The following is a 26,047-nucleotide window of genomic DNA, read 5'->3' as shown; positions in this document are numbered from 1 at the left end:
GTGATGATGGCGTAGAGGAAACACTCCTTCCCATTCCGAACAGGAAAGTTAAGCTCTACAGCGTCGATGGTACTGCACGGGGGACTGTGTGGGAGAGTAGAACGTTGCCAGGTAATAAGGATCTTTAGCTCAGTTGGTTAGAGCAACCGGCTCATAACCGGTCGGCCCGGGGTTCGAGTCCCTGAAGGTCCACCATTTTTGGGGGTATAGCTCAGTTGGGAGAGCACTTGCCTTGCACGCAAGGGGTCAAGGGTTCGAATCCCTTTACCTCCACCAAAAGCTACGATATAAATCGTAGCTTTTTTTGCTTTATAAAACTTTAAATAATTAGATTAATATTGAAAATGTAGAATTATAACTAAATAAAATAGATTTTTATATTTTTAATTTATTTATAATAGTGGTATTATAAATATGAATGTGTATTACAATATATGTTAAAGAACAAGGTGATAATTAGATGTCTTTATATAGAGTAAAGCAATTTATTTGGGCATTAAAATCATTGTCCGAAGATATTGATACTGAATATGTAAATAAATTTCTAAATAAAAAAGAAAGAAGATTATTTAATAAACTAAAAAAAACCGATAAACAGCATTGTATTAGAGTTAGTAAAGATGCTGTATATTTATCAAGAGGAAGAAATATAAATTTAAATAGAGTTGCTAAAGTAGGTTTGTTACATGATATAGGAAAAGGTGAATATGGACTTAATATTATTGAAAAGTCTGTATTGGTAATATTAAACAAGGTCACTAAAGGAAAATTAAAAAAATATGATGGAATTAAAGCAGTCGATTCTTATTATAATCATGCAGAAAAGGGTGCAAATTTATTAAAGTATTTTAATACATATGATAAGGAGTTTTTAGATACTGTTAGATACCATCATAGCAATAAAATACAAGGGAATAAACTATTAGATATAATAAAGGAAAGTGACAATAGAAATTAAGTTGTGGGGTGAATTATGAAGGCTGATGAAAGAAGAAATAGCATTATGGAGATGTTAATAAGCGAGAAGAAAGCTATTAAAGGAACAACATTAGCTGAAAGCTTTAATGTAACCAGACAAATAATAGTTAAGGATATAGCTATTCTAAGAGCTAAAGGAAATAATATAATAGCAACTCCAGATGGATATATGATTAATGATGATAATAGCAATAGGGTAAAATCAGTTATTGCAGTAAATCATAATGATGAAGACGTTATTAAAGAGCTTGAGATAGTTGTTAAATATGGTGGGATAATAGAAGATGTAATAGTAGAACATCCTTTATATGGAGAGATAAAAGGTATATTAATGATAAAAAATCTTAATGATTTAAATAAGTTTAAAAATTCATTAAAACAAATAAATGCAAAACCACTATCTATATTAACTAATGGAGTACATCTTCATACTATTTCTGCTGACTCTGTTGAAAATATGGAGTTAATAAAAGAAGAATTAAAAGAAAATGGTTTTATTTTATAAATTAGGGGAATTGAATTATGGATTATGATGTTTTAGTTTTAGGTGGTGGCATAATTGGATGTGCTGTTGCCTATGAATTATCTAAATATAATTTAAATATAGCTGTAATTGAAAAAGAATTTGATATAGCAGATGATATTTCATTTGTTAATACTTCCATAGTATATGATGGTTCAGAAACATCTAATAATGTAATGGCTGGATTAGAGTATATAGGAAATATACTATTAGAAGATTTATGTGAGAAATTTAATGTTCCATTTAAAAGAATAGGATCATTAAGAGTAGTTAATGATGATAATGGTGTAATTAAATTAAAAGAAATGTATGAAAGAGCCATAAGACGTGGAATTGATGGGGTATACTTAATAGATCCTGATGAAGTATATGAAATAGAGCCTCATATTAATGCTGAAGTAAAAAAAGGATTATACTCTCAAAATGTTGCTATAGTTGCTCCATACGATTTAGCAATTGCATATGCTGAGGTTGCCTTTGATAATGGAGTTAATTTTAGATTAGAAGAAGAAGTTTTAACTATTCAAAATGTTACAAAAGGTTTTAGGGTTGTAACCAATAAGAATAAATTCTCTTGTAAGGTTGTTATAAATACAATTGCAAATGAAATATATATAAATGAAAAAGGTGTAGTTGAAGAAAAAGAGTCTGGTGATGGAGTAAATTCTTTCAAAAATATGAGTTATATTTTACTTGATGATAATTATGAAAATAAATTAGAAAGAATTGTTACAAAGACTTTTGATAAAGATACTTTTGTTGTTTCCACTCCAGTTTTAAATGGAGGTTCTCTTATTGGGATAAAAAGCATTGAAAAAACTAGTTTAGATGATAATTTACAATATGCAGCTAAAATGTTAAAGGGCCTAAATAAAAGTAATATAAATAATCTATTTAGGGAAAGTTATGATAAGGATTCTATTGTAGTAGATGATGAAAAAATAGATAAGGGATATATTAGTGTAATAGGAACGCATTATGGAAAGGTTACATTAGCACCGGCTATAGCAAAAATGCTATGTGATACTATTAGTAGCAATTTGAATTGTAAATTAAAAAAGAATTTCATTGATAAAAGAAGAGAATTCTATAGATTTAGAGAAATGGATAGAAGTGAGATTAATGAAGTTATTAAATTAGATAAGCGTTATGGAAAGATAGTATGTATGTGCAATAATGTTTCAGAAGGAGAAATTGTTGATTCTATTAGAAGACCTTTAGGTGCTAGAACTGTTAAAGGCGTTAAGAGAAGAACTGGAGCTGGATTCGGAAATTGCCATGGAGCTTATTGTAATGAAAAAATAGTACAAATATTATCTAGGGAGTTAGATAGAAAAATTACTGATATAGTAGATGATTCAAAAAATTCAAATATAGTTTCAGGCAGAATTAAAGAATTTAAAGATATATAATAGGAGTAATAAGTATGGGTAAAAAGGATATTTTCACTTCTGTAGTTAGAGTTAAAGGTAGTGATAGATTTAAGGTTGTTCCTGTTAAAAGTAGTGATGAAGTTGATAAGGAATTATGGATAGAAATGTCTAAAGTTGTTAGTAGATTATATGTAAGTATTCCTATAAAAATGGGAAGTATTATATGTAAGAATATTCTAAATAGTGGAGTTGATATAATTTGCACTAGGGATATTCAAACTAAATAATTAACGATAGTATTTTTACGGCATAAGTTTTATTTTGTATTAAATATCTTTGTTAAAATCAGCTTTTTAATGTATTGACAAAAAGTAGAAGCTTATAATATATTTAATATATTAATATCGTAAATATTTAATTAAACCGTTGAAAAGGCTAGTAATAAAGTAATTGTTTTAAGAGAGTCAGTGGTTGGTGTAAACTGATATCAATATTTTATGAATCCACCTTGGAGGGACTGTGATGAGCAGTACGGATAAACCCGTTAGTTTTATAAAGAGTGGATAATAAGTGAAAACTTGTTATCAATTAGGGTGGCAACACGGAGTTCTTCGTCCCTTATATGGGAAGGAAGAGCTCTTTTTTATATTAGAAAAAATTTATAATAAAATAGATGTGGAGGATATTATGTTAGATTTAAAATTTTTAAGAGAAAATCCAGAAATAGTTAAACAAAATATTAAAAATAAGTTCCAAGATCAAAAACTTCCTTTAGTTGATGAAGTAATTGCTTTAGATGTTGAAAGTAGAGCTACACAACAAGAAGCAGATTCATTAAGATCAAACAGAAAGACAATTTCTAAGCAAATTGGTGCATTAATGGGTCAAGGAAAAAGAGAAGAGGCAGAAGAGTTAAAGGCAAAAGTTAACGAACAAGCAGCTCGTCTTGCTGAATTAGAAGCTAAAGAAAGCGAACTTGAAGAAAAAATAAGAAATATAATGTTAGTTATACCTAATATTATTGATCCAAGTGTTCCAATAGGAAAAGATGATAGTGAAAATGTAGAAGTTGAAAAATTCGGTGAACCTGTAGTTCCAGAATTCGAAATTCCATATCATACAGAAATAATGGAAAAGTTAAACGGAATTGATTTAGATGGTGCTAGAAAAGTTGCTGGTAATGGATTCTATTACTTAATGGGTAACATAGCAAGATTACAATCAGGAATACTTTCTTATGCTAGAGATTTCATGATTAATAAAGGATTCACTTACTGTATTCCACCATTCATGATTCGTAGTGAAGTAGTTACTGGTGTTATGAGCTTTGCTGAAATGGAATCAATGATGTACAAAATAGAAGGTGAAGATTTATATCTAATAGGAACTAGTGAGCACTCAATGATAGGTAAATTCATTGATACTATATTAAAGGAAGAAAGTCTTCCTCAAACTCTAACTAGTTATTCACCATGCTTCAGAAAAGAAAAGGGAGCTCACGGAATAGAAGAAAGAGGAGTTTATAGAATACATCAATTTGAAAAACAAGAAATGATAGTAGTTTGTAAACCAGAAGAAAGTAAAGAATGGTTTGAAAAGCTATGGAAGTATACAGTTGAATTATTCCGCTCTTTAGATGTTCCAGTTAGAACTTTAGAATGTTGTTCAGGAGATTTAGCAGACCTTAAGGTTAAATCTATTGACGTTGAAGCTTGGTCTCCAAGACAAAAGAAATACTTCGAAGTTGGAAGCTGCTCAAATTTAGGAGATGCTCAAGCTAGAAGATTAAAGATTCGTGTAAATGGAGAAAAAGGTAAATACTTTGCTCACACATTAAACAATACAGTTGTTGCTCCACCTAGAATGTTAATTGCATTCTTAGAAAATAACTTAAATGAAGATGGTTCTATTAATATTCCAGAAGCTTTAAGACCTTATATGGGTGGAATGGATGTTATAAGATAGTTTAAAAGTATTAAATAAAAGATATAAGAAAATTATTTATAATTTTCTTATATCTTATTTTTTATAAAGAATTATTTAAAATTGAATAATAACAAATATTGACAAAATTTAGAAATGTGATAAATTTAATATGGGTGGTATTTTAATTAAACCGCACCTTATATATTTGAAAATTTAAAGATTAAAAGAAATAGCTCATATCAATTTTGAATGGGACTTGTTAGTATCACACTCTTTTGGAGGTGATAATTATAAAATTTGGATTTATTGGAGCAGGAAAAGTAGGCTTTTCCTTAGGAAAATATCTAAAAGAAAATAATATAGATGTAAGTGGCTATTATAGTAAATCACAGCATTCATCTAAAGAAGCTGCAACTTTTACAAATACGCAACAATATACTAATTTAGAAGATTTAATAAAAAATAGTGATGCTATATTCATTACAGCACCTGATAATCAAATTGCAGATGTATGGAATGAAATAAAAAAGTTACCTATTAAAGAAAAATTAATTTGCCATTGTAGTGGCTCTATTTCTTCAGAAGTCTTTTCAAATATAAATAATCATGGTGCATATGGTTATTCTATTCATCCAATGTTCGCTATCTCGGACAAATATAATTCTTACAAAGATTTATCTCAAGCATTTATTACAATTGAAGGTCATAAAAAACATCTTGAATATTTAAAGATGTTATTTTTACACTTAGGAAATGATGTAGCAATTATTAATAAAAAGAATAAGATTTTATATCATGCAGCATCAGTAACAGTCAGTAACTTAGTATTAGGATTAATTAATAATGGAGTTAATTATCTAGAAGAATGTGGATTTACAAAGGAAATGGCTATAAAAGCTTTATATCCACTAATTGAAAATAACTTAAGAAATATTAAGGAAAGAGGTGCAGTTAATAGTTTGACTGGACCTATAGAACGAGGAGATTTAAGTACTGTTATTAATCATTTAAATGTAATACGTGAAGAAGATAAAGAATTATATAGGTTATTATCAAAAAACATTTTAAGGATAGCAAAAGTTAAAAATTTGCATAGAGATTATAAAAATTTAGAAGAGTATTTAGGAGATTAGTTATGAAAAATACAGCAGTTACATTTAAACAAGCGAAAGAGAAAAATGAAAAACTTACTATGCTTACAGCATATGATTATTCTACAGCAAAAATAATTGATGAAGCTGGAATAAATGGAATTTTAGTTGGAGATTCATTAGGAATGGTTTGTTTAGGATATGAAGATACATTATCAGTTACTATGGAAGATATGATACATCATACTAAAGCAGTATCTAGAGGTGTAAAAAATACATTAGTTGTAGCAGATATGCCTTTTATGTCTTATCAAACATCAGTATATGATGCTGTGGTTAATGCAGGAAGATTAATTAAAGAAGGTAGAGCTCATGTAGTTAAATTAGAAGGTGGAATTGAGGTTTGTGATAAGATAGAAGCTATAGTTAAAGCTTCAATACCAGTTATGGCTCATATTGGATTAACTCCTCAATCAGTTAATGCTTTTGGTGGATTTAAAGTTCAAGGTAAAGATGAAGAGGCAGCAAAAAATCTTATTGAAGCAGCTTTAGCTGTAGAAAAAGCAGGAGCATTTGCAGTTGTATTAGAATGTGTTCCAGCTAAGCTTGCAGCAATAATAACTGAAAAACTATCTATACCTACAATAGGAATAGGTGCTGGTGCTCAATGTAATGGGCAAATTCTTGTTTATCAAGATATGTTAGGAATGTATAGTGATTTTACTCCTAAGTTTGTTAAGAAGTATGAAACTTTAGGTGAAAAAATGAATGTAGCTTTTAAAAAGTATATAGAGGAAGTTAAGGATGGAATTTTTCCAGCAGAAGAGCATTCTTTTAAAATAAATGATGAAGTAATTGAAAAATTATATTAAAGGGGAAGAGAAAATGAGAATTGTGGAAAGTATAAAAGATGTAAGAGCCACAGTAAAGGAATGGAAAGCTGAAGGATTAAAGGTTGGATTTGTACCTACTATGGGATATTTACATGAGGGGCATGAAAGTTTAATTAGAAAAGCCTCAGAAGAAAATGATAGGGTTGTTGTAAGTATATTTGTTAATCCAATTCAATTTGGTCCTAAGGAGGATTTATCTACCTATCCTAGAGATTTAGAGAGAGATAGTAAAGTGTGTGAGAGAGCAGGAGCAGATATTATATTCCATCCTGAAAATGAAGAAATGTATTTTAATGATTTTTCTACTTTTGTTGATATGAATGGATTAACAGCCGAATTATGTGGTAAGAGTAGACCTACTCATTTTAGAGGTGTTTGCACTGTTGTAACAAAATTATTTAATATAGTAGCTCCAGATAGAGCTTATTTTGGGGAAAAGGATGCTCAGCAATTAGCAGTTATAAAAAGAATGGTAAGAGATTTAAATATAGATATAGAAATTATAGGGTGTCCTATAGTTAGAGAGAAAGATGGGCTTGCTAAGAGTTCAAGAAATACTTATTTATCAGTAGAAGAAAGAAATGCTGCAATAATATTAAATAAATCATTAACATTAGCTAAAGAAAAAATTCAAGCTGGTGAAAGAGATTCAGAGATTATTATTAAGTTAATTGAAGAAGTAATTAATTCAGAAAAATTAGCAAGGATTGATTATATCGAAGTTGTAGATAGTCTATCTATGGAAAAGGTAGAAAGAATAGAAAAATCAGTATTAGTAGCAATAGCCGTCTTCATAGGCAAGACAAGATTAATAGATAATTTCACATATGAGTTATAATAAGGAGCGAAGTAACAATGAAGGTAAGTATGTTAAAAGGTAAGATACACAGAGCAAAGGTAGTACAAGCTGAATTAAATTATGTTGGAAGTATAACAGTAGATGAGGATTTATTAGATGCAGCAGGAATATATGAATATGAAAAAGTTCATATAGTTGATATTGATAATGGGGCAAGATTTGAAACTTATACTATTGCGGGAGAAAGAGGAACAGGTATGATCTGTTTAAATGGAGCTGCAGCAAGATGTGTACAAGTTGGAGATAAAATTATATTAATGGCTTATTGTGATTTGGATACAGAAGAGGTAAAAGAGCATAAACCAAAGGTTGTTTTTGTAAATGAGGAAAATAAAATTAGTAGAATTAGTAATTATGAAAAGCATGGTCAACTTTCTGAATAATAAAATATTAAAATAGTTTAGGTAAGTATGATGAATTTAGAGTAATATTTTTATTCTAAATTCATCATTTTTTATTAATAATAAGATATAGTATTATGTAATTATAAAAATATTAATAGAGGGTTTATATGATAAATAGAAGAAGAATAACAAATATATGTGATAATTGTAATATATGCGGTTTACCAGTTATAACTTGTATATGCAATAGAATAAGGAAAGTTGAGACAAAATCTAAATTTATAATTTTATCTAGTGAACGAGAGATATATAGAAATACTAATACAGCTAGTTTGCTAAAATTAATTAATTCAGAATCTACAGAAATAGTTATTTGGAGAAGAGGAGAAAACTCTCAAGAGATTTTAAATTACATAAATAATGATATCTACAAAGTATATTTAATATTCCCTATTGTTAATGAAGAAATGGAGATAAGAAGAGTTAAATATGCTAAAGGTGAACATATACCAGTATTTATTATTGTAGATGGTACATGGAAAGAAGCTTGGAAAATAATAAGAAAAAGTGACTATTTAAAAGAATTACCTATACTTCCTTTAGAAACAAATAAAATTTCTAAATTCACATTAAGAAGAGGACAAGAAGAAGGGAACCTATGTACAATAGAAGCAGCTATAGAATTACTTAAAATGAATGAAGAAAATGATGCAAGTGAAAAAATGGATATGGATTTCGATTTATTTTTAGATAGTTATAAAGCAGGAGCAAGTGGGCATAAAATTAATTGAAAAATTTTTTATAAAAAGTGTTGATATAATATTTGTACACTGATATAATAACAATTGTTCCGAGGAGAGATGGTCGAGTTGGTTTAAGGCACCGGTCTTGAAAACCGGCGTGCGTGTGAGCGTACCCAGGGTTCGAATCCCTGTCTCTCCGCCATAAGCTTCTAGCAAATGCTAGAAGCTTTTTTTGTATATATATTTGAAGTTACAAAAGCCTAAAGGTATAAAACAATAATGAATCAGGAAGCAAAAAATTAGAAGGAATAATTATAGATAAATAAAAAATAATAAAAATTAATAAAATTTAATAAAATATGTTGACATAATTAATAGTGGTTGATATAATTAATGTTGTCTTGGAGAGATGGTCGAGTTGGTTTAAGGCACCGGTCTTGAAAACCGGCGTGCGTGTGAGCGTACCCAGGGTTCGAATCCCTGTCTCTCCGCCATAAGCTTCTAGCAAATGCTAGAAGCTTTTTTTGTATATATATTTTAAGTTTATGGTAAGATAAAAGTAAAAAATGCAGGAGCTACTATAATGCATCGTAATTGGTCATAAAAATTGTGGAATGAGTAATATTGATGGAGAGAAAACTATTAATAAAGAAGCATCCATTAGTTCCAAAGAAAATAAAAGTGCATGGGTTAATAATGGATCCTGAAACGGTAAATTTAAAAGTAGTAATTAAAGATAAATAAAAATAAAAAAAATTTAATAAAATGTGTTGACATAATTAACTATGGTTGATATAATTAATCTTGTCTTGGAGAGATGGTCGAGTTGGTTTAAGGCACCGGTCTTGAAAACCGGCGTGCGTGTGAGCGTACCCAGGGTTCGAATCCCTGTCTCTCCGCCATAAGTGGAGAATTACTCAAGTGGCTAAAGAGGCTCCCCTGCTAAGGGAGTAGGCTGGATAAAACTGGTGCGAGGGTTCGAATCCCTTGTTCTCCGCCAAAAGCATCTAACATTAGTTAGATGCTTTTTTGGTATATGAAAGAAAATAAATTAATTCAGTATATTTATAAATACATGAATTAATTCCATATTTTCCATAATTAATAATTGTAAACGTAATTTTTAAATGGTATACTTTTAATAGTTAAAATAGTATAACTTGTTAGTGGGAGGGTAATAAATGGAAAAGAAATATGTTGTAGGTGTTGATTTAGGTGGAACTAAAATTTACACAGCTTTAGTAGATTTAGAAGGAAATATAATAAAAGAAAAAACAGTAGAAACTTTAGCACAAGAAGGTGAAAAAGCTGTTTTAGGAAGATTAATAGAAACAATTAGTTATGTTATAGATGGAACAGATAAGAGCTTAATTAAATCAATTGGAATCGGTTCCCCAGGACCATTAGATGTTAAAAATGGTATAATAATAGAAAGTGCAAACCTACCATTTAAAAACTTTGAAATAGTTAAAAATATAAGAGAAACATATGATTTACCAACTTATTTAGATAATGATGCTAATGTAGCAACATTAGGAGAGTTTATGTTCGGTGCAGGAAAAGGTACTGAAAACATGGTATTTATTACAGCAAGTACAGGAATCGGTGGAGGAGCTGTTTTAAATGGTAAATTATTTAGGGGAGCTACAGGAAATGCATTAGAAATTGGACATATGACTGTATCAACAGAAGGACCAAGATGTGGATGTGGAAACTTAGGATGTGCAGAAGCTTTAGGATCTGGTACAGCAATTGGTAAGAGAGCTAAAGAAGCTGTATTAAGTAATGTTACAACTTCATTAAAGAATTATGATAATGTTACATCTAAAGAAGTATTTAAAGAAGCTGCAAACGGGGATAGAGTTGCTAAGAATATATTAAAAACTTCATTAACTTATCTTGGAATTGCTGTAGCTAACACAATAACAAACTTCGATCCAGAAAAAGTTGTTATTGGTGGTGGAGTAGTTAATGGTGGAGATATAGTTATTGACACTATAAGAAATGTTGTTGAAGAAAGATGTATGGCTGCATTCGTTGAAAATTGTGCAATCGAAAAGGCTGTATTAGGTGGAAAAGCAGGAGTATTAGGTGCTGCAGCTTTAGCTATTACTGAGAGATAATATAGAGTATATAATAAACTACAATATATGAAGAGAGAATCTTTATGTATTGTAGTTTTTTTATTTGAAAAGGTTGTAGTAATTAATAATTAGCTATTAGCAATTAGTAAAACTTTCAAAATAATAGTATCATTAATTAGGGGGAGGGATTAATGTGATTTATGGAGATAAAATATATTTAAGGGAAATATTAAAAGATGATATTTATGAAGCTTATAATTTATGTTCAGATAGTGAAGTATTAAAATATAATGGTAATCAATATGGGACATTATCAAAGAAATATATAATTGAACACTTAAAATATTTAAATATACCTTCAAAAAGAAATTATGTAATAATTGATAAGCATGGAGCTATTGTTGGAGTAATAATTTATTCAGAAGATAAATATTCAAGAAATGTTTATAACATTAGTTTAACTATAGGTAAAAAGTATTGGCGTAAAGGATATGGAACAGATTCAATAAAGACACTTTTAAAATATTTATTTTTTAAGAGAAAAGCTCATAAGATTGAACTTGAGGTAGTTAGGGAAAATCAGGCTGCAGTGTTATGTTATAAAAAATGCGGATTTGTTGAAGAGGGTATACGAAGAAAGAAATATTATTATAAGGGAGAATATTTAGATACCATTGTAATGGGGTTATTAAAAGAGGAATTTAAAGCTTAAGGAGTTGCATATGGGAATTAGATTTGTTTTTGGAAGAGCTGGTGCAGGAAAAAGCTATTATTGCTTAAATCAAATAAAGAAAAAGTTAAATAATGATAAAAATAACAAGTTAATAATGTTAGTGCCAGATCAATATACATTTCAGACTGAAAAAAAGCTATTAGAATATGTAGGAGAAAGATCATTACTTAGAGCTGAGGTTTTAAGCTTTAAGAGAATGGCTACAAGAGTTTTTGATAAATGTGGTGGAAGAGCAATTAATGTAATAGAAGACTCAGGAAAGAATATGCTTATTTATAAACTATTAAAAGATAAAGGTGAAGAACTTCAATATTTTAATAGAATAAGTAAGCAACAAGGATTTGTTGGAATAGTATCAAAATCAATTACTGAGTTTAAAAAATATAATATTTCCGAGGAAATATTAAAGGAAAAAGAATTACAAATAGAAGATAAAGATTTAAAAGAAAAGGTAAGTGATTTAGCTTCTATTTATGAAACTTTTAATGAAAGTTTGCATAAAGGCTATATAGATTCAGAAGATATATTATCTATTTTAGCTGAAAAGCTAAAGGAATGTGATTTATATAATGATGCTGAAATTTGGGTAGATGAATTTACAACATTTACTCCACAGCAGTTAGAGGTACTAAAGGTATTAGCTAAACAATGTAAAAATTTGAATATTACTTTATGTAGTGATGGAGAAATTCAGTTTACTGAAGGTGAAACTGATATATTTGATGTAATAAAAAATACTGAAAATAGAATTTTAAAGATGATGCAAGAAAATAATATTTCCTATAAAGAGCCTGTGAATTTAAATAAGGAAAATATTTATAGATTTAAAGAGAGTAAGGAGTTAGGTCATATAGAAAAATATTTCTTTAACTTCCCTTTTAAAATATATAATGAGAACTGTAAAGATATAAGATTATATAAAGCCAATAATAATTACTCTGAAATAGAATGGGTAGCACAAGATATATTAAGGCTTGTTAGGGATAAAGGATATAGATATAAGGATATTGCTGTTGTTTGTAGAGAAATTGATAGTTACGATAAAATAACTTCGGTTATATTTAATGAGTATAATATTCCATATTTCCTAGATAAGAAAAGAGAGATATTAAGCAATCCATTAGTGGTACTAATAATATCAGCATTAGAAATATTAGTTACTAATTGGTCTTATGAAAGTGTATTTAAATACGTAAAGAGTGGTCTTATAACATTAGAAACAAATTTTATTGATAAATTAGAAAATTATATTTTAGCTAATGGGATAAAGGGATATAAATGGACTAGAGATTTATTAATATCTCAAGATGAAGAATTAACACAAGAAGAAATTGAAATCTTTGAGTATATGGAAGAAATCAGAAGACCAATAATTAATTTATATAATAAGATAAAAGTTGATGTTACAGTAAGAAAATATTGTACCGCTTTATATGAATTTTTATTAGAAATAAATGCTTTTGAAACTATGGATAAATGGCTTGATAATTTTAATGATAAGGGAATGCAAGATAAAATTAAGGAATATACTCAAGTTCCATCTATAGTAATGGATATGTTAGATCAAGCTGTAGAAGTATTAGGAGATGAAGTAGTTGATTTAAAGACTTTTTCTAAAATATTAATATCAGGATTTGAAGAAAAAGAAATTGGTGTAATTCCTATGGCATTAGATCAAGTAAATATAGGTGATATAGCCAGAATAAAAGGTAGAGATGTAAAGGCACTTTACATAGTAGGAGCTAATGATGGTGTGTTACCTTCTGCTAATAAAGATGAGGGTATATTATCTGATGAAGATAGAATTGAGCTTAAAAGTATGGGAATTGAGCTTGCTAGTGATACAAGAAGTAGGGTATTTGAAGAGCAATTTATGGTTTATACAGCATTAACAATCCCTTCGAATTATTTAATGATTACTTATCCAATGGCAGATTTTGAGGGTAAATCATTGAGACCTTCAATAGTAATACCTAGATTAAAGAAGATATTACCTAGATTAAAAGAAGAAAGTGAGATATTTAATAGCAATTTATTTTATGATAAATATCATAATATAACTGCACCAGTACCAACATTTAATGAACTTATAGAAGCATTAAGAAGAGAATATGAAAATGAAGAAATCGAACCATATTGGGTAGAAACATTTAAGTGGTTTGAAGAAAGTGAAGAATTTAAAGATAGAACTAAGATTATTTTTAATGGGCTAAATTATACTAATTTAGTTGAAAAGATACCAAGAGAAAAGATTAAAAGACTTTATAGCAATGACAATGGAAGATTAATGTTTAATGTTTCTAGAATAGAAAAATATGCTCAGTGTCCTTTTAGTTATTATGTTCAATATGGATTAAAAGCTAAAGATAGAAAAGTATATGAGTTTACTGCACCAGATTTAGGTTCATTTATGCATGATATATTAGATCAATTTACAAATAAAATAAGAAAAGAAAATATATTATGGGGTGATTTAACAAAGGAGAAATGTGCTGAAATAGTTAATGAACTTGTTAATAGTAAGCTTAAAAATGAAACTAACTCTATATTAAATAGTAATAAAAAGTATCAATATTTCTCAGAAAGATTTAAAAAGACTATTACTAAATCTGTAACAGTAATATCAGAACAAATGAGAAAAGGTGAGTTTGATATATTCAAAAGTGAATTTGACTTTGGAGATTTTAAAGATTCAGATCCAATAAAATTAGAATTACCTTCAAAGGAGATAGTATATTTAAAAGGTAGAGTTGATAGAATTGACAAGGTTGATTTAAATGGAGAAACATATATAAGAATTGTTGACTATAAATCTGGCTCTAAGAGCTTTGATTTAAATGAGTTATATTATGGTCTTCAAATACAATTATTAGTTTACTTGGATGCGATACTAAAAAATTCAGAGCAAATTTTAAAAACACAATGCATGCCGGGTGGTATATTATATTTTAAAATTGATAATCCAATAATTAAGTCAAAGAAAGCCTTAACAGAGGAAGAAATTCAAGTTGAGGTATTAAAGAAGTTAAAGATGGATGGGTTATTATTGAAGAATGTGGAACTTGTTAAGTCTATGGATAGAGACATGGAAACATACTCACTTATAATTCCAGCTGCCTTTAAAAAGGATGGAGATTTTACAAGTACTAGTTCTGTAGTAACAGAGTCACAATTTGAATTATTAAGAAAATATGTTAATGATAAAATGATTGAAATATGCGAAGAAATGCTTAGTGGTGAGGTTAAAATAGAACCTTGTAAATCATCAAAAGTAACATATTGTGATTACTGCGATTATTCATCAATATGTCAATTTGATACTTCGATAAAAGATAATAAATACAAAATAATATTAAAAAAGAAAAAAGATGATTTGTGGGATGCAATGAGTAATAAAGTAAAAGTGGAGGAGGATGAATAGATATGGGAGCTACTAAATGGACTAATGAACAGCTTCAAGCTATAGAAACAAGAAGATGTAATTTGCTTGTGGCAGCAGCTGCAGGCTCAGGGAAAACTGCTGTTTTAGTTGAGAGAATTATAAGAATTATAACAGATGAAGAAAACCCAGTAGATATTGATAAACTTTTAGTTGTTACCTTTACTAGTGCAGCAGCATCAGAGATGAGAGAGAGAATAGCAGCAGCTATATCAAAGGCCTTAGAGAAAAGTCCTAACTCTAAAAATCTTCAAAGACAACTTACCTTATTAGGTAGAGCTAATATTACTACTATGCACTCCTTTTGTTTAGATGTAATTAAAAATTATTTTTATACTATTGATTTAGATCCTAGCTTTAGAATAGGTGATGAAACAGAAGCAACTTTAATGAAGAATGAAATAATTGAAGAGCTTTTTGAAGAATACTATGAAGAAGATAATGAAGAGTTTAAAGAACTAATAGAAGCATATAGTGGTTCTAAAGATGATGAAAAGTTAAAAGAAATGATACTTTCTTTATATAGATTTTCTATGAGTGGACCTTGGCCAGAAAAATGGGTGATAGAGAAGGCTGAAGCTTTTAATATTAGTACTTTAGAAGAGCTTGATAAGAGTGAATGGGTAAAGGTGCTAAGGGAAAGTTTAAGAGTTGAATTAAATGGATTCTTAAATATGTATAGAAAGGCTATTGAAATAATTAATGATACTGATGGTTTAGAACCATATTTAGATGCTTTTAATAGTGATTATGACTATTTATTAAAAGCTTATGAAAGTTTAGATAATGGTTTAAATGATATTTATATTGCTTTAAATTCTATTTCATTTATTAAGTTAAAGACAGTTAAGAAGAATCAAGTTTCTGATGAAAATGCTCAAAACACAGTTAAAAGCATAAGAGATTCTGTAAAGAAAAAGATTAAATCTTTAATAGAAAGTACATTTGAATTTACTCCACAAGAGGCTTTAGATGGAATAATAGGTGTATATCCTTTTATGAAGAGTTTAGCATCTGTGACACTTGAGTTTTCTAAAAGATTTAATGAAAAGAAAAGAGAGAAAAATATATTAGATTTTAACGACTTAGAACATCTTTGTTTAAAAATATTAATAGATAGAGATGAAAACAATAATATAATCCCTTCTAAGGTTGCTGAACATTTTATGGAGTTTTTTGATGAGGTTTTAGTTGATGAATATCAAGATTCTAATAATGTTCAAGAAACTATAATAGACTTAGTTTCAAGAAGAAGATTTGAAGAGTCTAATGTATTTATGGTTGGAGATGTTAAGCAAAGTATATATAGATTTAGACAGGCAAAACCAGAGTTATTTTTAGATAAGTATAATAGATACTCATTAGAAGAAGGTAGTAATGATAGGAAAATTCAATTATATAAGAATTTTAGAAGTAGGGAAGAGGTTATAGAAGGAGTTAACTATATATTTAAAATGGTTATGTCTCAAACTGTTGGAGAACTTGAATATACGGATGAAGAGGCTTTAAACTTAGGCGCTAGTTTTGAGGAAGTTAATGATGATGAATCAATAGTTGGTGGAGAAATAGAGCTTCATATATTAGATAAGTCAGGAATTGTTAAAGAAAAAGTTGAAGATTCTTTTGATGATGATGATGAGATAGCTAAAGAAGAGGAAGAAGATATTGACGGAATAACTCTTGAAGCTAAAATAGTTGCTAAAAGAATAAAAGAATTATTTGAAATTAAAGATGGTAAAAGATTTAAAGTATTTGATAAAGATACTAAAGAATATAGGGATGTTAAATATAAAGATATAGTCATTCTTTTAAGGGCAACAAAGAATTGGGCAGAAATATTTTTAGATGAATTAGGTTCAGAAGGTATTCCTGTATATGCTGATACTGGTAGTGGATATTTTGAATCTATTGAAATTAGAACTATAATGTCTTTACTTAAGATAATAGATAATCCACTTCAAGATGTACCTATGATAGCAACTTTAAGATCACCTATATGTGGATTTACTGCTGAAGAATTAAGTGATTTAAGATTATTAAATAAAGATTTATATTTCTATGAATTAATAAAAGAAGTTTCTGAAGGTATACATGAAATCAATGAAGAGTTAAAGTTTAAATGTAGTAAATTTATAGATGATTTATCAAAGTGGAGAGAAAGAGCAATTTATACTCCAATAGATGAATTCATTTGGTATCTATATATGGATACTGCTTTTTATGGATATGTTGGAGCAATGCCTAATGGGAAGCTAAGGCAAGCAAATTTAAAAATTCTTTTCCAAAGAGCAAAACAATATGAAAGCACAAGTTTTAAGGGTTTATTTAATTTTATAAACTTTATTAATAAGCTTAGAAAGTCTTCTGGAGATATGGGAAGTGCAAAGGTATTAGGAGAAAATGAAGACGTAGTAAGAATTATGAGTATTCATAAAAGTAAAGGACTTGAATTCCCAGTAGTATTTACTAGTGGAATGGGGAAACAATTTAATTTAATGGATTTATCAAATTCTATTTTATATCATGAAGAATTAGGATTTGGACCTAATTTTGTTAACTTAGAAACTAGAAATTCATATTCGACTTTAGCAAAAGAGGCGATAAAGAAGAGAATAAGATTAGAAACTTTATCTGAAGAAATGAGAATACTATACGTTGCATTCACTAGAGCAAAAGAAAAGCTGATAATAACTGGAGCTAGTAGTAATTTAGAAAAATCAATTAGTGGATGGATATCATCAGCATCCTTAGATGAGAGTATAGTATTACCTTCTGAAGTATTAAAAGGTAAATCATATTTAGATTGGATTGCTATGGCTATGTGTAAACATACCTGTGGAGAAAAACTTAGAGGGGTAACGGGTGCTACTAGAGAGTTAATAACAAGTGACTTTTCAAAATGGGATATTAAGTTCTGGACAAAAGAGTTATTAACAGTGGATAAAAATTTAGAGACTGTGGATAAAGTTGAAGATGAGAGCATGTTTATAACTTCTAAAAATGTTGTTGTAGATAAAGAAATAAGCAGAAGACTTGATTATAAATATAAATTTATAGAAGGTGCAATGCTACCAAGTAATATTTCTGTTTCTGATTTAAAGAAAAAAGAATTTACTTATGGTGATGAAATACATGATACTGTAGAAGTATTTAAAGAAAAAGAAGTTTTAAAGCCAAAATTTTTAAAAGAAGAAAAGGGATTATCTGCAGCTGAAAGAGGTACTGTAATTCACTATGTTATGCAAAGACTAAATTATGATAGAGTTAGTACAATTAGCGAAATTAAAGCTCAAATAGAGGAAATGGTATTAGATAATTCGTTAACTGAAAAGGAAGCTTCAACTGTTTGGTATAAGAAAATATATAATTTTTTTAATAGCAATTTAGGAAAGAGATTATTAAAAGCTTATAAGGATGAAAGATTAGTAAGTAGAGAGTTACCTTTCTTCACTGAATTAAGTAGTGTGGAGTATAAGCCGGAATTAAATAAAGATGTTTATATAGATGAAAAGATTAGACTTCAAGGTATAATAGATTGTTTCTTTGAAGAAGAGGATGGAATAGTTCTTTTAGACTATAAGACTGATTATGTTGAAGAAGAAAAAGTTGATGAGATAATTGAAAGATATAGAGCTCAACTTAAATATTATAAGGATGCTTTAGAGAAGATAACAGAGAAAAGAGTAAAAGAAAGTTATCTTTACTTATTTGGAATAGATAAAGAAGTTGAAGTGAAAATTTAAAATATTATAAAAAATAGCTAACCTAAAGTCTAATAATATATATTATAGACTTTAGGTTTTAATGTTTTTATTTAATTTTGATAGTTTATTTGCTCTTCTTTGATGAAAGGATATGTTATAAGTTGATTACCATTTAAATCTTCTTTATGCATATCTACTGCTGTAATTTGATGATTATCATAAGTTGTATAGTAGTAAATTCCTTTATTAGTATTATAACATGATGTATAAAGTGTTATTTCATATTTATCATTACCTAAATCACAACAGCCTCTTTGTTGATCAACTGAGTGAAGAATGTGGAAAAATTGGCTAACACTTTCGTTCTCGTCATCTTTAGAAATAGAATTCATTTTAGTAAATGCTACTCTTACAAATCTTGATTGTGATGATAAATCTCCTGGAAGCCCAATTGCTCCCATTCCGCGGCTATAAAGATGTAAATTTAAATCTTTACCAAATGAATTATTTGGTGATTTTGCTGATAAGTGCATATAGTTATTTAATGAAAATATTTGCTTATCAAATGTAGGGTTATTAGTTAAGACTCCTATTGGATTATCATAAATGTTAAGTCCTTCTTTTACTGATTCTACAGTTATAGATTCGTTGCTATCTGCAATAATCCAATGTAACTCAGACAATGGTAAATTATCGTTAAATGGAACATTTAACATATTAATTTTTTCAATTAAAACTCTTGCCTCTTTTACAGTTTCACATTGGCTTAAAATCCATGGAATTAATTCAAAGGGAGTTATATTATCTTTTTCCTTTACCTTTTCTTTATAATTAGCATTTCCAACAAAATTTAAACCTGCAATTCCTAATCCTTTTTCATTAATAGCATCATAATACAGTGGATAATTATCAGCTACATATGCTACTCCGATTATTGCATAATGAGATTTTATACTTTCCATTTCTTTAAAATTAAATTGAAAATTTCGTGGGGTTATTGTTATTTCATTATCATATGAAAATTCATAATCTAAATTTCGGCCAAAATAAAAATCTTTTGTTTTATAAGTTGCTGCTGTACACATAATTCTCCTTCGTATATCGAATAATACTTTATTTTTAACATTAGCATACCCACTTTGTTTTTAAATTATAAAGTTTTGTTTTTATTTATTAATTAAAGAAAGTTTTGAGCTATCTCTAAAAGAGTTTCTTTATCATTTAAATTTTTATCGTCTAATACACTTTCTAATAAAAAGGTTAGTATTTTTCCAATAGTCTTTCCAGGTTTAATATTTAAATGTGTTATTAAATCATAACCAGTAACAGCTAAATCTTTTATGTAAAGTGGTTCACTATTTTCAAGTATTAATTTTACTCTATCAGATATATAATCTACCTTTTTTAAGAATGGAATTGGATCCCATAATGAATTTATATCTGCTTTTTGAAGTTCAAAAAGTGTAAATATATTTTCACTACCAACGCGTATTAATAATCTTTTAATTTCACCATCAGTAGGCATATAATTTACATTTAAAACTAAATGGTCATAAATAATAGCAGAAACTTTATTTATTGTAGCATTATCAAATTTTAGTCTTGATAATATTGGTTTACATATTATTGCACCTTCTTGAGCATGACCAGGGAAGTAACAATGACCATTAGGTAATTGTTTTAATGTATTAAGTTTACCAACATCATGGAAAAGGGCAGATAATCGTAAAATTAAGTCATTATTTGAAGTATTGCTTATTACATTTAATGTATGGGCAAATACATCTCTATTATGATTATTACAAAGAGGTGTATATCCAATTAAGCTATGAATTTCAGGAAGAATTATTTCTAATATTCCTGTATCTTTAAGTAAATTTAAGCCATTACAAGGATTATCAGAAATTAATATTTTACATAATTCATCTCTAATACGTTCAATACTAATATTTTTTATTAGCTTATAGTTTTCCTTTATAGCTGTATATGTTAAATTATCGATTTCAAAGCCCAATTGACAACTAAATCTAATTGCACGTAACATTCTTAAAGCATCTTCTTGAAACCTCTTATTTGGATCTCCAACAGCTTTAATTATTTTATTTTTTATGTCATCTATTCCATTAAAATAATCTATAAGGCCTTCTTTGTTATTATAAGCTAAAGCATTAACTGTAAAATCACGTCTTGATAAATCTTCTCTTATATTTGAAACAAATTCAACAGATTCAGGATGACGATTATCTAAATAATTTCCTTCTGTTCTGTAAGTAGTAACTTCTAAATTTTCATTATCTAATACAACAGTAACTGTTCCATGTTTTATTCCAGTTGGAATTGTTTTTTCAAATAGTGATTCTGTTATATTAGGTAAAGCAGAAGTAGTTATATCATAATCTTTAGGTGTTAGACCAAGCAAACAATCTCTAACACATCCACCAACCATAAAAGCTTCATAATTGTTGTTATAAAATGTATCTATAATAAATTGAACATTGTTAGGTATATTAATAAACATAAAAATCATCCTCTAAAATAAGTATTATTAATATATTTTACCATAAAGATTATGTAAAAAGGTAATAGCAAAAAATTAAGGCTATATCTCAAATCTTATATTTAAATAAATTTGAGATATAGCTTTTAAGTTTAATTAATTATAACCTTTGTACCAGCTTCTATATTATCATAAATCCATTTGGCATCTTCTGTTTTTAATCTAATACAACCGTGAGAAGCTGGGGTTCCTAAAGTATTATCTACAACTTCGTTTTGATCCTCATTATAAGGAACAGAATGGAACAAATAATCTCCGTAGAATTGAACCCAATACTTTCCACCTTGACTATATTTATCTGAATAGAACCAATCACCACGCTCACGTATATCAAAAATTCCTGTTGGTGTTTTTTCTTCATCTATACCTGTAGAGCAAGTAAATGATTTAACGATATTCCACTTATTCATAGTTCCTTTATAAACATATGTGATTTGCTCGGATAAGTTTACGTATATTAAATATGGAGTTAAGCTTTCTATATTCAAAGTATTTATGTTAGTACTAGTAATTGCTTGAAGCAATTGACTAGAGGTTAAAGTAGAATTTTGACTATCATTAGAGCCTATGGAAGCCAAATAATTCTCTTTAGCTTCAGCTATAGAATTAATTTTATTATTAATATCATCATCTTCTTCTGAGATTATAGAAGTATCAACATTAGACAATAAATTTATAGCTTTAGTATAATAATCATCTTTAACTAAATTATCAGCCTCTTTAAATAAACTATCTTTGTAATCAGTTATACATTTTTCTATGTACTTAGTTGAATCACTATAATATTTTGAAGAATCAGGTATTTTTTTTAATAAGTTAATGGCAGTAGCAAAATCGCCATTATTACAATTATCTAAAGCTAAATCCAAAATTGCCTTATAATCAGAATCATTTTCTGGGGTATAAGTATCATCTAATGAAATTATTGCCTTATTCAATGATGAATTTAATATATTATAGCTCTTAATTTCGTTTAAAACTAATAAAGATTTTGATTTATTATCTTCATTATCTAAATCGGAATCACACAGGTTTTTTACTACAGATGAAAAATAAGTATTTAAGTCTTTATTTAAAGTTTTCTTTTTTAATTTTAAATAAATATTATCATCTGTGATAACTTTTTTAGCAGCAGTGAAATCACAACTATTAAATTTAGAGAAAAAGTCATCTGTAATTAAAGAATATTTATAATTTATATAGTAATTAGCAGCAAATACCAGTAACAGTCCAGTAAAAATAATTGTAATAATTTTAAAAACACTTTTTTTAGGTTTTCGAAATAAACTTCTCAATTAAATACCTCCTTATGCTTTATTATTAATAATTGACTATTTCTTTAATTTTTAAACCCATATTAAGTGAATTTACAAAAAGTACATAAGGAAATTTAGAAAAATATGTTATAATCAAAATGTAAAAATACTAATATAGTATTAAATTTATTATAAGTAATTAGGTCTTATGGAGGAGTAATGAACGATAAAATAAAAATGAGAAATAAATTTATTTGGCTTTGTTTTAAAATAATGTGGAAATAAGTATAACATAAAGGGATGTCTTATCGACATCCCTTTGAATCACAATATATTAATATTGTTCACTTTATTATATTATAGCATTAACTTAATTTACACATTTCATTTAAAGTATTTTTGTTATTTCTTTAATACACATTTTCCCCATCGTAGTCGTACAAAGACAAAGTCATTCTTACAAGTATATTTATCTCTAGCTTAATTGGTTTTGGAAGTATTTATTTATCCTATTTTAATGTCTTTAGCATCATTTGTAGTTATTTACTTTATTGTTGCAATAAACACATACAATAAAATCATTTCTAATTACTTATCAAATATAAAAGAGGCTATCACATGAACAATTTTCAATTGGTATGCGACATCCTCTTTCATTTATGCATTGTTTATATAGATACCTAGAATCACTCTAGATTATATATGACTGGTATTTAACATAATCCTCTTTACTACATTCTATACTAAATAAAGTTCCTTCATTAGTATATTCAGTTTCTAGAACAGTTGAACTATCAATTATATAAGATGTCATTTTACCATCTTTATAAGGAACCATAACCTTACATTTTATATAATCCATAAATATATTTTTACATATAGATTCCAATAATTCTTCTATACCTATATATTTTTTAGCTGAAACCAGCATCCCTTCTATATTGAATGTATCTAATTCCATTAAATCAACTTTATTATATACATAAATCACAGGAATATTATCCGCCCCTATTTGATTTAATGTTTCATTTGTTACATTTATATGATTTTCATAATTAGGATTAGATATATCAATCACATGAAGTAATAAGTCCGCATCACAAACTTCTTCTAGAGTAGACCTAAAAGCTTTTACTAAACTATGAGGTAAATCCCCAACAAATCCCACTGTATCTGATAATAAAAAAGATTTATTATTATCTAATTTTATATTTCTAACATAAGTTTCTAAAGTTGCAAATAGCATATTTTTTTCAAATACTTTTTTATCTTCATCATTTATAAACTTCTCTACTAAAGCATTCATAACAGATGACTTACCAGCATTTGTATATCCTACTAAAGCTACATTAGGAATATTAGATTTTTTCCTTTTACTTTTTTGTACTTCTCTTTGATTTTTTAATACTTCAAGCTCTTTATTTAAATTAGCAATTTTATCTTCTATTCTTCTACGGTCTAATTCTAATTTTGTTTCTCCTGCGCCTCTGTTTTTAGTCCCTACTCCACCACTTTGACGACCTAAATCTTCATTTGAACCAACTAATCTTGGTAATTCATATTGGAGCTTCGCAACCTCTACTTGTAATTTAGATTCTCTTGTTTTTGCTCTATTTGCAAAGATATCTAATATTAACGCAGTTCTATCTATGACATTACAATTTATTTCTTCTTCAATATTTTTAACTTGTGACGCTGATAATTCATTATTAAATATAACTATATCTGCATTGTTTTCTTCTACTAAATTTTTTAATTCATCTATCTTCCCACTACCCATATAAAAAGTAGAGTTAACTTTCTTTGAATTCTGCTTAATTTGACCAACAGTTTCTATTTTGCAAGCTAAGCATAAATTTTTTAATTCTTCCATAGATTCATCAAAATTATTTTTATTATTTATATTAATTCCTACAATTATTCCTTTTTTTATCATCTTCATAATCTCCTGTAATTTTATATTTAAATATTAACTTTAAATATCACGGGATTATGACTCTTTATTAAATTAAGATAATAGCCACAACCCGTGACTTATCCTCTTAATCTTATTGACGCTATTCCACCATTCATAATCATTTTAACACCTCCTAATTTAAATCTACTATTACTAATCTATCTTTTGTTTATATCTAAATAACTGTATCCAATCATTATAAGAAACTTCACTAATATTATTAAGATTTATACCTAGGTATTTAATTACTGCATGAATTTGATTTTTTGTAAATACATCTCTTAAGTTATTAATAGACTTAGATATAAAACTTGTATATTCATTCCATTCATCTTTAGATATATCATATTTATATTTTCTTTTAAAATATACTAAGACGCAATCTACACTAGGCATGGGATGGAAGTCTTCTCTATTAAAATAGTGCACTATCTTAATATCAAATTTAGTTTTTAAAAGTAATGATAATTTACTCTCTCTAGGTATTCCCATAAATCTTTTTGCGGAACCTTTCTCCATAACTAGCCACATATCAGTTGGTGAATTTAACTCTTCTAATAATAATTTCTTAATAATCTTTGTTGTTATATAAAAAGGAATATTAGAAAATACCTTATATTCTCTTTTTTTAGGTAATTTCCAATTTAAAAAATCTTTATTAATAAGAGTAACATTATTTTTACTTTTAAATTTATTTATTAAATTTCCATATAAACTTCTATCTAGTTCTATAGCTGTAACCCAATAACTTTTTTCACATAAAGCTTCTGTTATATGACCTTTTCCTGGTCCAATTTCAATAACAAAATCATTTTTGGATATATTTGTTTTTTTTATTAATTTATATATAGTATTTTTACTAGTAATAAAATTTTGCGATACACTAATATCAACTTTTCCTCTATAATTATTACTTTTAGCTTTCATTCATAATCTCCTTAATTCACTATTTTTACTCTTTAAATAGCACGGAGTTATGACATTATATTAAATTTGTTTAACGATAGCCACAACTCGTGCGCTATCTTCTTAATCTTATTGACGCTATTCCACCATTCATAATCATTTTATTTCCTCCTATTTTTCATATAATAAGCTTTAAATATTTGTTTATAATTTTTGCATCTTTATTAAGTAGTTATTTTCAAACGAAGATATTTTTAAATTTTTTCATTATTTATACTCTCTATGTTAACTATTAATATTAAATAGCGCAGAGCTATAACATTATAAAAAATCCCCTAGAATATAAGTCGATATTCCAGGGGATTTGTATATTAAGCATATGCTATCTAATTTATAATATACCCAGGAGTAATGTATATTTTTTTTAATTTATTAAGCATTATATATAAATTTTTCATAACTACAACTCCTTTCATATTTTAATGTATTTAATAATACCATAAACTATATTTACTGTAAAGCACTCCGATTCACTTCTAGCAAAATCACAATATACTTTATAGATAAAATAAAAAATAGGAGCTATGCTCCTATCCTTTTGCTTCGCAATATGAGTTGGTTTGATTGCGATGTTGAGGGCTAAAAATAGCACATAAAGTAAGTCTTTAACATGAAATTAGA

General features: G+C 27.6%; 19 protein-coding genes, 6 tRNA genes, 1 rRNA gene and 1 other annotated feature. Of the genes, 21 read left to right on the top strand and 5 right to left on the bottom strand.

Annotated features, from left to right (window positions below; genetic code table 11):
- The 21 genes from rrf to addA all read left to right on the top strand — a co-directional run.
- Positions 1-113, top strand: a 5S ribosomal RNA gene (gene rrf / locus I2E98_RS14165); the annotation flags it as partial.
- 5 nt (positions 114-118) lie between these two features.
- Positions 119-195 (top strand) — tRNA-Ile (locus tag I2E98_RS14160).
- Between the two features lie 5 nt (positions 196-200).
- A tRNA-Ala gene (locus I2E98_RS14155) sits at positions 201-276 on the top strand.
- A 184-nt stretch (positions 277-460) separates the two neighbouring features.
- Positions 461-958, top strand: a complete 498-nt coding sequence (locus I2E98_RS14150; protein ID WP_195469531.1) for an HD domain-containing protein — start codon at positions 461-463, stop codon at positions 956-958.
- A gap of 15 nt (positions 959-973) precedes the next feature.
- The gene (locus I2E98_RS14145) at positions 974-1,483 is read left to right on the top strand and encodes a transcription repressor NadR (protein WP_195469530.1); all 510 of its coding nucleotides are present in this window, start codon (positions 974-976) and stop codon (positions 1,481-1,483) included.
- A gap of 17 nt (positions 1,484-1,500) precedes the next feature.
- Positions 1,501-2,913 carry an FAD-dependent oxidoreductase gene (locus I2E98_RS14140; protein ID WP_195469529.1) on the top strand — a complete coding sequence of 471 codons (1,413 nt, stop codon included), beginning with the start codon at positions 1,501-1,503 and terminating at the stop codon, positions 2,911-2,913.
- A gap of 14 nt (positions 2,914-2,927) precedes the next feature.
- Positions 2,928-3,161, top strand: a complete 234-nt coding sequence (locus tag I2E98_RS14135; protein ID WP_195469528.1) for a DUF1667 domain-containing protein — start codon at positions 2,928-2,930, stop codon at positions 3,159-3,161.
- Between the two features lie 130 nt (positions 3,162-3,291).
- Positions 3,292-3,496: a binding site (T-box leader), on the top strand.
- Between the two features lie 65 nt (positions 3,497-3,561).
- The gene (gene serS / locus I2E98_RS14130) at positions 3,562-4,839 is read left to right on the top strand and encodes a serine--tRNA ligase (protein WP_195469527.1); all 1,278 of its coding nucleotides are present in this window, start codon (positions 3,562-3,564) and stop codon (positions 4,837-4,839) included.
- A gap of 251 nt (positions 4,840-5,090) precedes the next feature.
- Positions 5,091-5,933: a Rossmann-like and DUF2520 domain-containing protein gene (locus tag I2E98_RS14125; RefSeq protein WP_195469532.1), complete on the top strand. Its 843-nt coding sequence runs from the start codon at positions 5,091-5,093 to the stop codon at positions 5,931-5,933.
- Between the two features lie 2 nt (positions 5,934-5,935).
- Positions 5,936-6,763, top strand: coding sequence for a 3-methyl-2-oxobutanoate hydroxymethyltransferase (gene panB / locus I2E98_RS14120; protein WP_195469526.1), 828 nt, complete (start codon positions 5,936-5,938; stop codon positions 6,761-6,763).
- A 13-nt stretch (positions 6,764-6,776) separates the two neighbouring features.
- Entirely contained in the window at positions 6,777-7,622 is an 846-nt protein-coding gene (panC, locus tag I2E98_RS14115; protein WP_195469525.1) for a pantoate--beta-alanine ligase, read from the top strand.
- 17 nt (positions 7,623-7,639) lie between these two features.
- Positions 7,640-8,026 (top strand): aspartate 1-decarboxylase, encoded by a 387-nt coding sequence (panD, locus tag I2E98_RS14110; protein ID WP_195469524.1) that lies wholly within the window; start codon positions 7,640-7,642, stop codon positions 8,024-8,026.
- A 128-nt stretch (positions 8,027-8,154) separates the two neighbouring features.
- The gene (locus I2E98_RS14105; RefSeq protein WP_195469523.1) at positions 8,155-8,778 is read left to right on the top strand and encodes a tRNA-uridine aminocarboxypropyltransferase; all 624 of its coding nucleotides are present in this window, start codon (positions 8,155-8,157) and stop codon (positions 8,776-8,778) included.
- A gap of 63 nt (positions 8,779-8,841) precedes the next feature.
- Positions 8,842-8,932, top strand: a tRNA-Ser gene (locus I2E98_RS14100).
- 201 nt (positions 8,933-9,133) lie between these two features.
- Positions 9,134-9,224 (top strand) — tRNA-Ser (locus I2E98_RS14095).
- A 317-nt stretch (positions 9,225-9,541) separates the two neighbouring features.
- Positions 9,542-9,632, top strand: a tRNA-Ser gene (locus tag I2E98_RS14085).
- Between the two features lie 5 nt (positions 9,633-9,637).
- Positions 9,638-9,730: transfer RNA gene (locus I2E98_RS14080), tRNA-Ser, on the top strand.
- 181 nt (positions 9,731-9,911) lie between these two features.
- On the top strand, positions 9,912-10,853 hold the full coding sequence (locus I2E98_RS14075; protein ID WP_195469522.1) for an ROK family protein: 942 nt from the start codon (positions 9,912-9,914) through the stop codon (positions 10,851-10,853).
- Between the two features lie 154 nt (positions 10,854-11,007).
- Positions 11,008-11,526: a GNAT family protein gene (locus tag I2E98_RS14070; RefSeq protein ID WP_195469521.1), complete on the top strand. Its 519-nt coding sequence runs from the start codon at positions 11,008-11,010 to the stop codon at positions 11,524-11,526.
- A gap of 10 nt (positions 11,527-11,536) precedes the next feature.
- Positions 11,537-14,968: a helicase-exonuclease AddAB subunit AddB gene (addB, locus tag I2E98_RS14065; RefSeq protein WP_195469520.1), complete on the top strand. Its 3,432-nt coding sequence runs from the start codon at positions 11,537-11,539 to the stop codon at positions 14,966-14,968.
- A 2-nt stretch (positions 14,969-14,970) separates the two neighbouring features.
- Positions 14,971-18,729: a helicase-exonuclease AddAB subunit AddA gene (gene addA, locus I2E98_RS14060; protein ID WP_195469519.1), complete on the top strand. Its 3,759-nt coding sequence runs from the start codon at positions 14,971-14,973 to the stop codon at positions 18,727-18,729.
- A gap of 71 nt (positions 18,730-18,800) precedes the next feature.
- Here addA and bsh read toward each other — a convergent pair whose 3' ends face one another.
- From bsh to I2E98_RS14035, 5 genes are all read right to left on the bottom strand, one after another.
- Positions 18,801-19,775: a choloylglycine hydrolase gene (gene bsh / locus I2E98_RS14055; RefSeq protein WP_195469518.1), complete on the bottom strand. Its 975-nt coding sequence runs from the start codon at positions 19,773-19,775 to the stop codon at positions 18,801-18,803.
- 92 nt (positions 19,776-19,867) lie between these two features.
- Positions 19,868-21,208: a CCA tRNA nucleotidyltransferase gene (locus I2E98_RS14050; RefSeq protein WP_195469517.1), complete on the bottom strand. Its 1,341-nt coding sequence runs from the start codon at positions 21,206-21,208 to the stop codon at positions 19,868-19,870.
- A gap of 131 nt (positions 21,209-21,339) precedes the next feature.
- Positions 21,340-22,542: a L,D-transpeptidase family protein gene (locus I2E98_RS14045; RefSeq protein WP_195469516.1), complete on the bottom strand. Its 1,203-nt coding sequence runs from the start codon at positions 22,540-22,542 to the stop codon at positions 21,340-21,342.
- Between the two features lie 652 nt (positions 22,543-23,194).
- Positions 23,195-24,439 (bottom strand): GTPase HflX, encoded by a 1,245-nt coding sequence (gene hflX, locus I2E98_RS14040; RefSeq protein ID WP_162214182.1) that lies wholly within the window; start codon positions 24,437-24,439, stop codon positions 23,195-23,197.
- A gap of 174 nt (positions 24,440-24,613) precedes the next feature.
- Entirely contained in the window at positions 24,614-25,387 is a 774-nt protein-coding gene (locus I2E98_RS14035; RefSeq protein WP_007286427.1) for a 23S rRNA (adenine(2058)-N(6))-methyltransferase Erm(Q), read from the bottom strand.
- Positions 25,388-26,047 lie beyond the last annotated feature (660 nt).

Origin of the sequence: Clostridium sp. D43t1_170807_H7 (assembly GCF_015555905.1) — a bacterium.
GTDB lineage: Bacteria > Bacillota > Clostridia > Clostridiales > Clostridiaceae > Clostridium.
The sequence above is the reverse complement of the archived record's forward strand: the minus strand, read 5'-3'. Positions and strand labels throughout refer to the sequence as shown.